The organism is Ruegeria sp. CF5 (genome assembly GCF_056537325.1).
On the sequence record NZ_JBQFRI010000004.1, the window covers coordinates 130278 to 144727 of the forward strand.

The window sequence follows — 14450 nt, forward strand, 5'->3', positions numbered from 1 at the left end:
ATCGCATTTGACATCGCCCATTAGAGAACAATGAGAACGCATTAGGCAACTCAAAAATAAATAATTATTACAAATGGTTGTGAGAATGTTCTGCGGCAACCTTTTTCATGTGCCAACCAAGCGATTGATTGCTGGACAGAACCGGTTTGCCAATCAGGTCCTGAACTTTTGGAATCGCATCAAGTGTTCGCAAGTTCGTGCAACTGATGAAAACCCCTTCAACTTTGGGGTCTTCCCCAAGTTTCTGGGCCGCGGTGATCACCGAACTCAGTGATATCCGAACGACCTTGGCCTCTTCCGATTCGCCGAAACTGCCGAAAACTTCGGTTGACAGGCCGCCCTTGGCGAAGGCTTGCCTCAAAGGCTCATTGACTTCCTCGATATACGGCGACAGCAACGCCAGCCGTGAGATACCCAGATCAGCGGCGCAGGCGAGTGCAGCGCGTAGCGGATTCGTTACGACCTTCGCGTTGCACCCTTTTTGAACCAACGTCTCAATTCTTTCAGACCCAATGACCGAGCTTGCGGAGGTGCAGCCATATCCAACCACAGGGTAGGGGGCTGCATTCGGCAACAGCGATGCGGCGGCCGTCAGGTCATCTTCCATTGCGGCAAGAGTGCTGTGTGTGACCTCGGCAGAGCTTGGAATGCGCGAAACATGAAGCGGTGCGGGATGATCCGAGAATACTCGCCGAAACTCGGGTTCGATCGTTTGATCGGCCTGCAGGACGATTAACCCCATTGGCGGTGGCATGGCGTTTGCCGGTTCAAGTGTATGTGGGAATATTTTCATATTTCGATGATCTCCGGCCGTGCTTTCGGGCTGAGGAATCGTGGCGAACCCTGGGTTATGACGATGTTTTCCTCATGTACCATGATCTTGTCACCAACAGTGATCCCCGGCTCAAGTGTCAGCACCATACCCGGCTCAAGAACCGTATTGTCCGAAGGGATAAGAGATGGCCATTCAGTCAGGGACATCCCCAGCCCATGCCCAAGGCGACCTGCATCGGTATCACCGCCGCCATCAGCCAGAACCTTGTTCATGGCATGAAAAAGGTCTGCTGCGGTTTCGCCCGGCCGCGCAATATCAAAGGCAGCATCAGATGCTTCGATAAGTCGTTGATGCGCTGACCGAACCGCTGAGTTCGGCGGCCCGACGGACCAGTTGCGGTCATAATCGCAAAAGTACCCATCCCAGACCAAACCTGTATCCAGCATCAGCACATCACCGGGCGCCAGCGGTGATTCTGTAGCCGGAGAAATCACATCGCCATATCCGGACTGCCCAGCTCCTCCGGCAAGGTAGGAAACCCAATCTGCGCCTTCGTCGAGGCAGAGCATTTGGAAGCGGCGATAAACTTCATCCAGCGGCACGCCTGCACGGGCAATTTCAGGTACCCGGGCAAATGCCCGGCCGGCGATTTCACAAGCCGTCTCGATCTTTGCGATCTCGGCTGCGGATTTCACCATACGGAGCTTGCGCAGAATACCGTGATCACCGGATATCTGACGGCTGCCTATCAGTCCCTCCAAACGTCCGAGGTCAGCCAGAGGCATCCGCAAATGAGTTTCGTGGCCGTCAGGAATGCCTATTCTTGCGGAAAGGGGCGTGAGTTCGACAAGCGTGTCGGCAAGCAGGGTAACGCCATCATCCTTCAGATCCGGCGACGTCCAGGTTCGGATATCTTCAATCCACGTTTGCCCCATCAGGGCTGCGCCGATGGAGGGGATCACCGCAACTGGCGGGCCATCAATAGGCAGGATCAGAAACCATGGCCGCGTCGGGCTTTCCCAAAAGCGGGTCAGGTAGCCGGTGAAATACCGCAGTTCCGGCTCGGTCGTCAGCAAAAGCGCCGACAATCCGTTTTCTACCATCAGTTCCTGCGCCCGCGCACAACGGGCGGTAAATTCCGACGTATCAAACCCCCTCATTCAGGAGCCTCGGACAGGAAACACAAAACCCGGGATGTGCTGTCGATACCAACTGCGGTACGTGTATCCGGTGTCAACACCGCAGCCACGCCCGCTCCACCTGATGCGGTCGTGGCCAACCCCGCCGAGGCAAGCGCGGGCAGGCAGGCTGCAACCGCCTCGTCCCCGATCGTCAGAAACAGGTCGGCATCCCGCGCCAATCCGTTTAATGCGATCAGCGAAGGTTCCTTGCAGTCCAGACGCCCCATGTTGCTGACCGGTCCGTCAGCAAAAACAGACTTCCCTGCCTGGATGCTGGCCTGAAGGGCAGGGGCCGCCTCGGGTTCGACGACGACGATCGTCGGACCATCGCCCCAAGCCTCCCGAATATGGGCCGCGACTGCACCGGCCAGTCCCCCCACGCCCGCCTGAAGCATGACGTGTGTCGGAACTTCGGGGCATTGGCGAACAGCCTCGGCCGCCATCTGCAGATACCCTTCCATCAGAATATGAGGCAGTTCCGTATACCCGACCCATGAACTGTCCGACAAAAGTATCCATCCGTTCTGTTCGGCCGCATTCTGTGCGGCTTCCATCGACGCGGCATAATCCTTACCCTGCCGCTCTACATGCGCGCCCTGTTCCCTAAGCCGCGCGGCAAAGCTCTCAGGTACGGTTTCGGCAATAAAAACCACTGCATCGGCACCAAAAGCCCGCGCGCCTGCCGCAACGCTCATTCCGTGATTTCCCGCGCTGGCCGTTACATACGTTTTGCCTTTTAGCGCGTTCTGCCCCGGCGTGTCGCCTTGCGCCTGGACCGCGTGTCGCGCGATCACATAGGCCGCACCCAGAGCCTTGAATGACCCAAGGTTCATGCGGCCCCGTTCGTCCTTGATATAAAGCGCAGCCACAGACCCTAAATCGGAAACCTCGACCAATGGTGTCTCCTGAGCCGCAGGACACTGCGCCAAAAGCGCAGCCACACGTTCGACAGCCACCGAAGGAAACGGGGCATCACCCACCAATTTGGCGCCCCTACGATATGGGTTATTGATAACTGGCACGGCTCGCCAACCTCCGGGTTTTGCCTGACCTTAGCTGGGCAGGGATCGCTTCGTGATGGCAAAGCCTGTCATTTTCGACTGCCGATTGAAAGACCCGTGTTTGCAGGTGGAGAAGTCGCATGTTTGATTGGTGGTTTGTGTGGAAAGTAGGGGCACGCCCCAACTGAATCAGCTTGGCCCGCCGGAGTAAAAAAAGGACGGCAGACGCACTGCCTAAGGTACTAGATGGCAGAAATTTCAGTTTGAAACACATAGCAGACACTCATGAAGATGCGGCGAACTTTAGCTGTGAGCCCATACCTCCCAAATGCCGCGCCTTACCCGAATGGCCGCGATGCACCCAGTATGTCGTTGCCTAGTCGCGCGGTTGAAAAGTCACTCCCCAGCGACTTGGCGGTCATAGTCAGCGCTGTCGTACCAACCTAACGATTTGCTCACACTCAAATTTTCATCCAGGTCCCATTCTTCCCAACCAGAAAAGCGAACGCGGTTTCCTGTATCTTTGTGTTCGCCTTCGAAAGTCCACGCATAAACCATGTGATGGTCAGCAACGAGAACAGTATCGAGACTAAGAACAAGGTCAGGGAAGTCAGCCATGAAACCTTCAGCCATATCAGATATTTGAGCGCGGCTGGTCATAGGTTCGCCGCCGTTCATGGCCATCGAGGTCTTTTCGGCATACCTACTGGCTACACGCTCCGGTGTTCTGTCAGTCCAGGCGGCACAATGATCCTGGGCCAATTTTCGAGCCGTTTTGATGTCGGGTGTCATAAGCGTGTCCATGGCTTCTGGAAAGGTTTGAACACAAAACGGTAACTGGGTTTTTAAACTCGAACAACTCCACCTTCGGATAGACTTAAATCTTGGACGTCTTCTTTGTCCGCAACACGGAAGTCTATTGGTCGAAACTGTGATGTCCTCTTTGCGTTTAATCCTGCCTTGATAATTGCGTTCGGCAACAGTGGTTGCACCCTCACGCAAAAAAATAAACACACAATAACAACAGCCTACGATCCACCCGAGGACGATTCCCTGCGTTGTGCCAAACCAGCTGGAAGCACTGTGGAAGCACGCGGCAGCGTAAACCAGCGTGGCAAAATCGCAGCGCCCCCGCAATCTGCGCGTCGTGCCTGCGCTCCGATAAATAGGGTCAGTGCGCAGAGCCGATAGGTCCTCGCTGACACGAAATCCCAAGAACATCCGAAGATTGTCTTCATTGCAAGCGAACTCAACAGTTTTCTGGGCCGCGACTCTTGTGGCTTGAGATAGCCCCTTTCCGCCGTATCCAACCACAAGGTCTTCAATGTCAGTCATCGACTGGCAGGTAGCTGCTCAGGGCTGAGCAAGTTTTGCGCAGTTACTCAAGAACATCAGAGGGCTCGAGCAACGCTCGGTACGTGAGATCGCAATTCAGCGGTTACTTACCGTGAGCTGCAGCTATCGCCTCGCGCAGCTTGTCTTCTTGTTCTTGGGAAAGGGATGTTTGAAGAATTTTGGGATCGTATTGCTCAATCTCCGCGAGAACCTTATCAGGTGTGACCTTTGCAATCAGAAGGAAAAGGGCGGAGGAGTTGGGTTTAATCGTCTCTCCTAATTCCTTGATGAAATCATCGTTAATGCCGTAGTCCGACAAAGAGCCTCCAAGTGCACCCATTGCGGCACCGGCCAATCCGCCAACCGCCATTCCAGCGAGCGGGTTGAGAACCAGAATACCGGCCAACATCCCGACAATCGCACCTGTACTTAGGCCTGTACTGGCGCCAATGCGTGTCATGTTCACCGATTGCTTGATATGGATATCCCCCTCCTCTGGTCGAACGACGACACAGGCATCGAGCAAGTCAATCAACTCCTGTTTCTTCAATTGCCTTAATTTCGTTAGAACAGCGTCCGCGCTGTCGACTCCGTCAAAGGAAAGAACGACAAGATCAGCCATTTATACCTCCAAAAACAAAGTGAGTGATTTTCAAATATTACTCTGCGGTTTTTGGGCGCTTTGATGCGCCCCGATCCTGAGATCGGTTATTCATTGAGGTGCCCCGGCCCATATGGAGCCGGGGACAACAACCTCACTCGATCGCAACCTGACCGGTAACGGCTTGCAACGCCTCAGCTTCGGCCATTTCGGTTGGACCGGACTTGGTGCCGGGTAGAACCTCGAACAGCGGATCAAACTCGACCATCGTGCCTGCCAGTTTGATCAGAACGCTTACGTCGCCTTCGGCCGTAGCCCGACCATCGGCCAGAAGCTCCTCAAACTCGGCTTCGCCGACCATCACAAGCTCCAGATCAGACCGGTTCAATGTCAAGGTCAGGTCCGGTTCACCGAAGGCAAACCCTTCGACGTTTGTAAGCGTCGCTTTGGCAAGCTCGATCGCAAACATCTCTCCATTGTCTGGCGTGCTCAGATTCATCGTGAACTCGATCCCTTCAGCCTTGCGGCTGTCCATCTTGATCGCGAGAAAGTCCAGGAATAGTTCAGTCGACATGGCGCGGATGACTTCGGGGCTGGAAGTATCGGCTGTTTCGCCGGTGGGTATCCCCGAGCGCAACTCATAAGCGCCAGACAGGAAGCTGTTGCGCAGACCGGGGTTCTCTTGCTGATATCCCAACTGTTCGTAGACATCGGCCAGAAGGTCTTTGACCTCTTGGTCCGATGGGTCAGACAGGAACAGCTTGTTCAGGATTTCGGACGCTTCGAAATATTGGCCGGCACCATGCAGTTCCCACCCTTTCGCCATAATCGCGTCTTTGCCCCGCATCATCTCGACATAAAGAGGGGCTGAGTCTTCTGGGGCCAATGGAATCAATGTGGCAGGGTTACAGTCCCAGAAGCCAAGAAACCGCTGCACGACACCACGTGAGTTGTGCTCGGGAGATCCGTGATATCCCCGCGTGTGCCAGGTTTGCTGCAACCCTTTGGAAGGCTGGTAATGGTGGTGGATCTGATTGATTGTCACACCCTGATTGGCCAGATGCAGTGTCTGGTTGTTCATATGGGCATAAAGATCCCGCTGATCTCGCAGAACCTGCTGTACCCGGTCGTTGCCCCACCGCGGCCAATGGTGCGAAGCAAACATCACTTCGGCTTCCTGACCAAATAGGAACAGGGCGCGAGAGATGTATTTCGACCACCGCAATGCGTCGCGCACTTGGGCGCCACGCAGCGTGTAAATGTTGTGCAAGGTCGCGGTCACGTTCTCGGCCATCCACAAGGCCTTCATTTCTGGGATGTAAGTATTCATCTCAGATGGCGCTTCGGTGTTGGGCGTGTTCTGGAATATCATTCGCACGCCATCGACCTCAAACTCTTCGATATCGTCCTCGACAATCCGGGTGGGTGCGATCAGTCCTACGGCACCTGCCGACACACGCTTACCCAGACCCTGATTTACAAAGCCGTGGGGAGCAACCGGCAAGAGGAGGCCATACTGATAGAACAGGCGCCGGTTCATGGCGTTGCCAGCAAAGACATTCTCGGAAATCGTGTGCTGCATGAAATCGCGCGACGCAATGATTTCCACTTTGCCCGCGTCTATGTCTTCCGGAGATACAATGCCGCGCACGCCGCCCCAGTGGTCACCATGCGAATGAGAATAGATCACCGCGGTGATCGGCAGACCTTCGCCTTTGTGCTCTGAAAACAGCTCCCAGGCCGCGCGGGCTGTCTCGGCTGAGACCAGCGGATCAATGGCTATCCAGCCCGTTTTGCCACGCACAAAAGAGATATCGGACAGGTCAAACCCGCGAACCTGATAAATTCCGGGGATAACCTCATACAAACCGTAATTCTGGTTGAGTTTGCTGATGCGCATCAGTGATGGATGAATGCTGTCGTACTCATCCTGCTCGTCAATGAAGTCAAATGCGCCTCGATCCCAAGCTACATTGCCCGCATCCGCCATAATCTGCGGTTCCGGCATTTCGGCGATGAACCCACGTGCAACTTCGTCAAAATCCAAAGTGTCAGAGAAAGGCAATCCTTCTTTCGCCTCTGCCAATACCTTCAATGTATGCTCCGAAGGGGCTTTCCCTTTTGGGTGAAAATGCCCTTCCAATGGCGTGGCCGATTGGGATTGTGCGCTGGCTTCCTCTGCAACGAATGCAGGCGCTACAGCAAAGGCAGCACCCATCGCGGGCACTGACTTGATAAAATCTCTTCTGTTAGTGGACATAAGAGAACCTCGCTTTGGCGTGTCACGGAATGCGCTCGGTCCTGAATTGCTGTTCCGTTACAACATATTGCAAAATTGAATTCTGCTCGCACAGTCAGCATTACTTGGAATTCCGAAGTCAGACTTGCTCACGTGATCAAGTCTTGGAATAATTTAATATATCTTTAGTGATTTAACCGTCTTTAGTTTTGTGTGGTGGAGTATGAACCACGAGTCATCATCGCTGACATCGCCCAAGTACAAAACGGCACTTCGTAACTCCGAATGGCTCACGTCGCGAAGCCCTGAGTTTCGAACAGCATTTCTGGAGCTTGGCAAGGTTGTGGAACTTCCCGCCGGCAAATGGCTTTATCGGCGCGGAAAAGTGTTCCGCAGTGTCTATGGCCTGATCCGTGGTCAACTTGACGTCATCATGCATGCGCCGGATGGCACTGAGATCGTATCGCCAACGACTACGCCGGGTCGGTGGCTCAGCTTCAGCGACATGATCACTAAAACACCTCCGATTGCGGACGCGGTTTCGCGTGTCCCGTCGCAGGTAGTACGCATATCGCGCAAGGAACTGCTTACGTTTCTGGATGCCGATCCGTCACGGTACCGGGAGTTGATGACCTATGACAACTACTCGCGGCACGTTCTGCAACAAGCTTTTACCAATGCTTTGACTACCACGGGCGAAACACGCGTTGCGGCGTTGCTTCTGGGTCTGTTTGAAGGCTCTTGGCTGCGGGTCAACAAGCCAATTCAAATTTCACAACATGAATTTGCAGCACTAACAGGATCCTCTGTTCCAACCGTGCAACGCACCTTCAAAAAACTCAAAGCCGATGGAGTGTTAGAGACTCGTTACGGAAAGTTTGTGCTGAAAGATATCGACCGTTTGCGTTCATTCTCTGACGCGGCTGAAAACAAATGAATGCCTTGAATCATCCCACCTTTAGGACAAACAGGCAGCACCTTCGTTTCGAGCGTGAAAGCTCCTTACAAGTAGTTTGTTAGGCTACTTGTCGTCGTCTTCTTTCTTTCGATTGCAGCTCGGAACGCGCCACCACGAAATAGCTCCCCAAACTACAAGGAAAACGGTGACGATGGCGCCAATAATAAATTCCATAGTAAAAAGTTAACTGCATTAAAGCAGGCGCACAACACTCTTCACGACTGATGCTGCGGCATGTCATCCAAAGCCGCAGGAATTGTGGAATATTCCTTCTTCTACCGTCAATTTGTTTGTGAACACTGAAAATGATAGTGTCAGGGATCACACTGGAGGTCAGAAAGACAATGTCTGCCAACAACACTGATCCCGACAACAAAGGTTCGCGCCATCGTGCTCCTCTCTTAGGAATTTCAGGCGTAGTAGTTTTTGCTGCTTTAGTATTCGTTGCGCTTTTGTTCTATTTGTTTACTCGCTCTGACGGACCAACACGTGTTGCACCTGCAGCTTCCGAAACAACGCAAGATGAGTGAGATCATAACTCGGCTTTTCGCGAGTTTCTGTTTGGATTGACGTGAACTTACTTTTGAACCGTGCACCACCGGCAATCAGTCCGTGGGCGAACCAAGTGTCGGTTGCTACAGGTAGGGAGAGAGTAGTCGTGCCAGTCCGTTGCGCAATTTGATCCATAGCGGGAGATCATTGATGTGTTCGAGGCGCATCTCGCGTGCGCCAAGTGCTTTTGCGTCAAGGATGGCATGGAGTTCTTCTGACAATGTTCGATGATAGCATTCAACATTGAATTCAAAATTCAATCTCAGACTTCGGGGATCCCAATTAGTGCTTCCAACAAGGGCCCAAACGTCGTCCACGAGCATGAGCTTTGTGTGATCAAATGGTGGCTTGGTGAAAAAAACCCGGCACCCGTGTTCCATTATTTGCCCGATTTGAGCCATAGCCGCCCACTCGACGAGTTTAACGTTGTTGTCTGACGGGAGGTAAATCTCGACCCTGATGCCACGCAGAGCTGCCACTGAAAGCGCTTCTATCAGGCGAGAATCCGGAAGGAAGTAGGGGCTTACGATACGCACACGTTCCCGCGCTGCTGATAGTGCCGCAAACATAAGTTTGCTAAGCGTTTCGAAATCCTCGTCAGGTCCGTGTGAAATCCCGCGCGACCAGACTGAACCGCTGCGAGAAAGCTCGGGAAACCATGCAGCACCTTTCAACTGCTCACCTGTGGTGAAGGCCCAGTCCGTAACAAATACTTGTTTGAAATGGCTTACCACCGGCCCTTCAAACTTGAAATGCAGGCATTGCGTCGGCCCCTTGGGATCGAGGTTCAGGCAGTGCGCTTCGCGAATATTGGTTCCACCTGTAAAGCCAATACAGCCGTCTACAACAAGGATTTTTCTGTGATTTCGCAGGTTCGAAAAACGACGTGAGGAGAACCCGCTTGTGGGAAGAAAACTCGCTGCCTCAACACCGACTGCTTTCAAACGGGTAACCATGTTTTCCTCGCTGTAGCGAGCTCCAACGCAGTCGATAAGAACGCGTACTTCCACGCCACGATCCTTGGCACGAACAAGGGCATCCAGAAATTCTTGTCCTGCTCGGTCACTGTCAAAAATATAACTCAGCAAGCCTACTGACAGTTTGGCGCTATCGATGGCCGCGATCATTTCTGGAAAAGCCTCATCACCATCCCGCAAACAATGGACTTTGTTTCCCGGCAGCAGCGGCTTTGCGCTAAGAGCCTCCCCGGCGCGGGCTAAACCGGCAATGTGAGGAAATTGGACATTGGTCTCTTCAAACAGCACTCTCTCGCTCTCCGAGAGTGAGAAGTTTGGAATCTGCCGCATGATATCTGACAGGCCCATCCGCGTACCGGCGCGGTTGATGCGATTAACTCCCAGAACGACATATGCCAGCGAGCCCACAAACGGCGCAAGCCAAGCAAGGGCTGACCAGCCGATGGCCGCGCGCGTGTCGCGTTTTTTTAGAACGGCATGTAAAGTAACGCCGAAGGCCAAAAAAACCTGCGCAAGCATGACGAGAAATGCCCAAACATAGACGAGGCTCAATTCGCAATTCCTCCAGATACAGCTGCAACTCTTAAAACCTCACCCTAACCATTTTGGCTGGCATCAGTGCAGAAAGTTTAGGTTAATAAATGTATTGAACTAATCCTTGGGTTACAGGCCTTTGCGATTGGCGTGGTTGCAGTGTTTTCTTCAGTTCTTGATAAGTAAACGCCCACTTGGATCGCGTCGCTGACGATAAAAGACGACGCGGCAAACATCTGCAGTACACCTGTCACTCCAAAATCTCTGCAAGCACAGCGAATGACTGCTTCCCCCCCAAGGTGCCTTCTACCGCGGTAGCAAAGCGAACAAAGCTGCCATTTCGGGCTAGTTCACGTGGTTGTCATTTTCTTGCAAAAGGCTGCCTGGGCGGACTTTCCGACCGTTTGCCGTGTAGCAGAAAACCGTTACAGAACTCACATTATTTGCGTTCGGTCTGTCCGCAAATAATAGAAACGGCTCCCAACGTTTATCGGGAGCCGTGGTTACTGAATAGGAGGGGCTTTGGGAAATCAGGCGTGTCCACCACCGATCAAACCGATACCCGAAGTCAGTCCGAACCAAGCTTTGACCCTCAGACCAACCGCCTTGATGATACCCATTGCCTGGATCCCGTGGGCGACAAGTGTACCTTCCATGTCACCTTCAAAACTGGTGGTGTAGGATTGAACGATGCAACCACTACCTGGCACCAATAGTTCGCGGTGCTCTGGGTGTACGAGGTCAAGATGAACGACGATCTGACCCCGTTTAGCCTTTTCACTAGGTTCGATTAGTCGACCGCTGGGCGCAAGTTGACCGGAAGAAATCGATTCCTGAATACGTACAATCCTTGCTGGAAGCACGGTATTGCGCATCGAGATGTTAAAGTTGCTTTCGCAAGCCACTTCTGCCGCCATACCTTCGTACAGTTCGGTGCGAGAAACCTGTGAAAAACCAGCAACGATACGTCCGCGTTCAGCATCTTTTCGATCCGGTACAATCAGCATGGCAGGGCTCATTGCGGCTTGCGCTGCGCGCGATCCGACATTTAGGGTTACCTGTTCAACGACACCCTCGACGGAGCTGAGCGTCAGCGTCTTTGACAGTTCCACCTGAGCTTGCTTCAACGACGCTCGCGCCGACGCGAGTTGGGCAGGCAAAACTGCCGTCGCCTGGACTTGCGCCACACCAAGTTGCGTTTCAGCAGCCTCAACTTCTGCTTCCCGAGTGCTCAAAGTTGCCTGAGCGCGTTCCAGCTGGCTCACTTGAAATGCTGCGGAGCCCTTCGCTTGAAGCGCTTTGTGATCCATTAGCACCAGCTCGGCCTGCTCTCGGGCGGTTATAGCGGCATCCAGCACGGCTTGCGCAGTCTGGACTTGCAACTCAGTTGCCAGTTTTGCGCTTTCGATCTCTTCAACTTTGCGGGTCGCGAGATCTACAGCGGCTTGTTCCGACGCATTCTCGACTGCAAACAGCGGATCGCCTGGTTCTACATGATCACCGCCCTTAACGTAGATATCGGTCACTGTTCCACCATTCTCGGCGACGACCGGAACGGTTCTGAATGGCACAAGGCCAGTGTAGGACTTGGGGTAGTTGTAGAATACGGCAAAGAACACGATCAGGGCCAGGACGAACCACATGAACAACGCCCGGTGAACGTTGTAGAGGGTGACCGGTAGCCCGCGCCATTTCAGATAGATCACGCGCAGGACAAACGGAAAAGATGTGACCAGAAGCTCAATCATTTTACCAACTCCTCTTTCGATGGGCGCCACCACAACATGAAGTCGCGAGCGATTGCGGTCAGGATAAGGGCGCCCGGCAGTAGACTGCTGAAGTGGCTGAGGGCAGGCATCAGCTCATACGCCAAGGCTACGGTAAGCATCGTCGGAATGGTTGTACGCAGCGGAGTGCCAATTGATTTGTGTTCGGTGTAACGTTCAAAACGCGCATAGAGATGTACGACCAGCAGGATCGCAAGGAAGAGAACAACCAGGCCGACCCATGCGTAGGTGTCGGTTTGATTGGGCGCGACCCACCATCTGGGATCGCCGCCAGCGGCAAAGGCCGGAGTTGTAATGACGCCAACAAAGGGCGCCAACAGGAACGCGGGTGGTTTCATTTTTTAGGTCCTTTCGTTGTGCAGCCAAGCTGCGCATGTAGATTTTCAGTGTCTGGAGAACGTCAATTCTCGGTTGGTTGTTGTGCGGGTTCTGAGGGCTGCTCCTGCGGGGAGTAGGGGGGATCCCAACGACGCCCGTTCGGTGTTTTCTCGCCAAGTGGCGATGCTTGCAGGCCTTGATTGTTGCCGCCGGACCATTCCTGTCTGGCGGAGTCGTGGATTGCTTTGAAAACGCGGTAGTACCTTGCGAAGTGGATCATTGCGTTGTCCTTTCTGATGACCCGGACTTAACCGCCATCGCGTCCGCGATCCTGAGGGTTCTGGACATTTGTTATTGCCTTCTGGACAATTGCGGTGATTGCAGGGGGTTGCGTGCTAATCAGAGGAGGGCGCAAAAGTGCCACGCATCAGCGCTTACAGACTGCAAAATGTCGGGCGGCGTTATTCGCAAGAACCCGGCGCGCGCATTCCGTTTCCTGAGGTCCTGGAAATGGCGGGGGCACCTTCTGATATCGTCGACAGCCCCGACGCCACCGTCGAGCTGCTGCATGAAGCAGGCACAGTTGAAACCACCTGTCGGGTTCTGGAAGACAAAACCTTCGCTGCGCGGGTGGGGCTTTCTGCGCAAGGTCCCGGAACGCTTCTGGCTTACATCGTGCGGGCTGCCGAGACGGTCGAAGATGCCCTGGCATTGACACAGCGTTTCTACGCAATGCAAGACCCCGACCTGCGTCTGGACGTAGTTGGGGCACCCGATCAGCCAAAGATCACTCTGGAGAGCAGTGTAATCCCGGCGCATCAATATCCTCGCCATCGCGAAATGCTGATTTTCGGCCTTAATAGGCGACTTCAACAAATCACCTCTGGCGGGCTTGCCCCGATCTCTATCGAGCTGGAAACAGACGATGCAGAACACTGCCGGTTGCTGGCCGATTTGGCGGGATGTGAAGTGGTAGGCTTCAATTCCGGATACGCCTTGGTTCTGCCCTCAAACGGCATGAGCTTTAGGATACCAACGGCAGACAGTAACTTGCTGGGGCATTTACGCAGGCACGGGGAAGAGCAACTGAAGGCTCAGCCTGATGCCGTCCGCAGCCTTTCCGACCGCATTGTGGACATGCTCGGGGAGCGTCTTCCCGGACCGATACCAAACGGCGACGATATAGCAGGAGAGCTTGGACTGACGCGGCGCACTATGACCCGGCATCTGTCGGCCGAGGGAACAAGTTTTAAAGCACTCTTGGAAGGGGTTTTGTGCGACCTGTCCAAGCGGATGCTTCGTAGTGGCGAGGGTGTTGCCCGCGTTGCGTTCATGCTTGGATTTGCGGATCAGGCCGCCTTTTCAGTGGCATTCAAGCGATGGACAGGTGAAACGCCCGCCAGGTTCCGTAAAGCAGGCCGTTAGGAGCCCCGACCCTTGCAACGTGCGGGGGACGTTAGATGTCCAAGATCCACAAAACCTTGTCCCGTCTCCAAAAGAAAGCAGGCCATAGGGTCACTTAGTTCAATGGCACACAGCAGCCGAAGTGGTTGCTGACCCAGAACAAGGATGAACCCTATGAAGACCTCGAAGAAACTCTTTTTCGCCCCGATCTCAGGCGCACTTCTGATCACCATGGCAGCAGCGGCTCATGCCGACTACGTCACAGACAAAGCGATTAAAGGCGCAGTTGTCGGCGCCACTGTCGCCGGTATCGCTGGCGAAAGCATCGTAGGTGGCGCGGCTGCTGGTGCCGCAGTCGGAGCTGTGGGCGGTGCGATCCAAAAGGACAATTTTGAAGACGCGCAGGACGAAGCTCAAGAGCGCCGCGACGACTTCAAAGAAGAGCATAAGGACTGGAACGACTAAAACTCGACCGCCAGCGAAACAGAAAAAGGAGAAACACAGCCGAACAAAACTGACCGGTCAGAATAAGGCCCATTGGCCCTGCGTTGTTAGCATTCAGACGCCATTTGACTGACCATCCCCGCACAGAACTCGCACAGTTTCTGATAGTTGCCATCCAGCTCACAAACGAGCCGGGTGGCAACTTTGTTTTGGACCCTCAAACGTAACTCCTTTGCGGAAGCCGCAGATCCGAACTTGAGGCGCCCAACTCGCCTCGGGTTTTGTCCAAAACCCAAAAACAACCGTCCAGAACCCAAACGAACTGAAACAGGCACCAACCCAAA

The 14450-nt window shown here is 53.9% G+C and carries 12 protein-coding genes; 3 read left to right on the forward strand and 9 right to left on the reverse strand.

From position 1 onward, the window contains the following. Positions 1-67: 67 nt before the first annotated feature. From ACR0NW_RS11950 to ACR0NW_RS11975, 6 genes are all read right to left on the reverse strand, one after another. Positions 68-793 carry a maleate cis-trans isomerase family protein gene (locus tag ACR0NW_RS11950; RefSeq protein ID WP_480450423.1) on the reverse strand — a complete coding sequence of 242 codons (726 nt, stop codon included), beginning with the start codon at positions 791-793 and terminating at the stop codon, positions 68-70. Continuing rightward, positions 790-1935, reverse strand: a complete 1146-nt coding sequence (locus tag ACR0NW_RS11955) for a M24 family metallopeptidase (protein ID WP_480450421.1) — start codon at positions 1933-1935, stop codon at positions 790-792. The genes ACR0NW_RS11950 and ACR0NW_RS11955 overlap by 4 nt, the downstream gene beginning before the upstream one ends. Beyond that, positions 1932-2978 carry a pyridoxal-phosphate dependent enzyme gene (locus ACR0NW_RS11960; protein ID WP_480450420.1) on the reverse strand — a complete coding sequence of 349 codons (1047 nt, stop codon included), beginning with the start codon at positions 2976-2978 and terminating at the stop codon, positions 1932-1934. The genes ACR0NW_RS11955 and ACR0NW_RS11960 overlap by 4 nt, the downstream gene beginning before the upstream one ends. Positions 2979-3353: 375 nt before the next feature. Then, entirely contained in the window at positions 3354-3749 is a 396-nt protein-coding gene (locus ACR0NW_RS11965; RefSeq protein ID WP_480450418.1) for a nuclear transport factor 2 family protein, read from the reverse strand. 646 nt (positions 3750-4395) lie between these two features. Next, entirely contained in the window at positions 4396-4914 is a 519-nt protein-coding gene (locus ACR0NW_RS11970; RefSeq protein WP_480450416.1) for a DUF1269 domain-containing protein, read from the reverse strand. 133 nt (positions 4915-5047) lie between these two features. Continuing rightward, positions 5048-6988 carry an alkyl/aryl-sulfatase gene (locus tag ACR0NW_RS11975; RefSeq protein WP_480450414.1) on the reverse strand — a complete coding sequence of 647 codons (1941 nt, stop codon included), beginning with the start codon at positions 6986-6988 and terminating at the stop codon, positions 5048-5050. Positions 6989-7355: 367 nt separating this feature from the next. On the opposite strand from ACR0NW_RS11975, the gene ACR0NW_RS11980 reads away from it, so the two are divergent. Next, positions 7356-8069 carry a Crp/Fnr family transcriptional regulator gene (locus ACR0NW_RS11980; protein ID WP_480450413.1) on the forward strand — a complete coding sequence of 238 codons (714 nt, stop codon included), beginning with the start codon at positions 7356-7358 and terminating at the stop codon, positions 8067-8069. 656 nt (positions 8070-8725) lie between these two features. Here ACR0NW_RS11980 and ACR0NW_RS11985 read toward each other — a convergent pair. From ACR0NW_RS11985 to ACR0NW_RS11995, 3 genes are all read right to left on the reverse strand, one after another. Continuing rightward, complete coding sequence (locus tag ACR0NW_RS11985; protein ID WP_480450411.1) at positions 8726-10171, reverse strand: phospholipase D-like domain-containing protein; 1446 nt, start codon at positions 10169-10171, stop codon at positions 8726-8728. Positions 10172-10683: 512 nt separating this feature from the next. Then, the gene (locus ACR0NW_RS11990; protein ID WP_480450409.1) at positions 10684-11901 is read right to left on the reverse strand and encodes an HlyD family secretion protein; all 1218 of its coding nucleotides are present in this window, start codon (positions 11899-11901) and stop codon (positions 10684-10686) included. After that, positions 11898-12278 (reverse strand): hypothetical protein, encoded by a 381-nt coding sequence (locus ACR0NW_RS11995; RefSeq protein ID WP_480450407.1) that lies wholly within the window; start codon positions 12276-12278, stop codon positions 11898-11900. The genes ACR0NW_RS11990 and ACR0NW_RS11995 overlap by 4 nt, the downstream gene beginning before the upstream one ends. A gap of 397 nt (positions 12279-12675) precedes the next feature. Between ACR0NW_RS11995 and ACR0NW_RS12000 the strand changes: the two genes are divergently transcribed. Together ACR0NW_RS12000 and ACR0NW_RS12005 are read left to right on the forward strand one after the other, a co-directional pair. Beyond that, entirely contained in the window at positions 12676-13683 is a 1008-nt protein-coding gene (locus ACR0NW_RS12000; protein ID WP_480450405.1) for a helix-turn-helix domain-containing protein, read from the forward strand. A 153-nt stretch (positions 13684-13836) separates the two neighbouring features. Next, positions 13837-14127 carry a hypothetical protein gene (locus ACR0NW_RS12005; RefSeq protein ID WP_480450404.1) on the forward strand — a complete coding sequence of 97 codons (291 nt, stop codon included), beginning with the start codon at positions 13837-13839 and terminating at the stop codon, positions 14125-14127. The last annotated feature ends 323 nt before the right edge of the window (positions 14128-14450 follow it).

Coding starts and splice junctions, on each gene's coding strand:
- ACR0NW_RS11950 (WP_480450423.1), bottom strand. CDS start 793: ATGAAAATATTCCCACATACACTTGAACCGGCAAACGCCATGCCACCG.
- ACR0NW_RS11955 (WP_480450421.1), bottom strand. CDS start 1,935: ATGAGGGGGTTTGATACGTCGGAATTTACCGCCCGTTGTGCGCGGGCG.
- ACR0NW_RS11965 (WP_480450418.1), bottom strand. CDS start 3,749: ATGACACCCGACATCAAAACGGCTCGAAAATTGGCCCAGGATCATTGT.
- ACR0NW_RS11970 (WP_480450416.1), bottom strand. CDS start 4,914: ATGGCTGATCTTGTCGTTCTTTCCTTTGACGGAGTCGACAGCGCGGAC.
- ACR0NW_RS11980 (WP_480450413.1), top strand. CDS start 7,356: ATGAACCACGAGTCATCATCGCTGACATCGCCCAAGTACAAAACGGCA.
- ACR0NW_RS11990 (WP_480450409.1), bottom strand. CDS start 11,901: ATGATTGAGCTTCTGGTCACATCTTTTCCGTTTGTCCTGCGCGTGATC.
- ACR0NW_RS11995 (WP_480450407.1), bottom strand. CDS start 12,278: ATGAAACCACCCGCGTTCCTGTTGGCGCCCTTTGTTGGCGTCATTACA.
- ACR0NW_RS12005 (WP_480450404.1), top strand. CDS start 13,837: ATGAAGACCTCGAAGAAACTCTTTTTCGCCCCGATCTCAGGCGCACTT.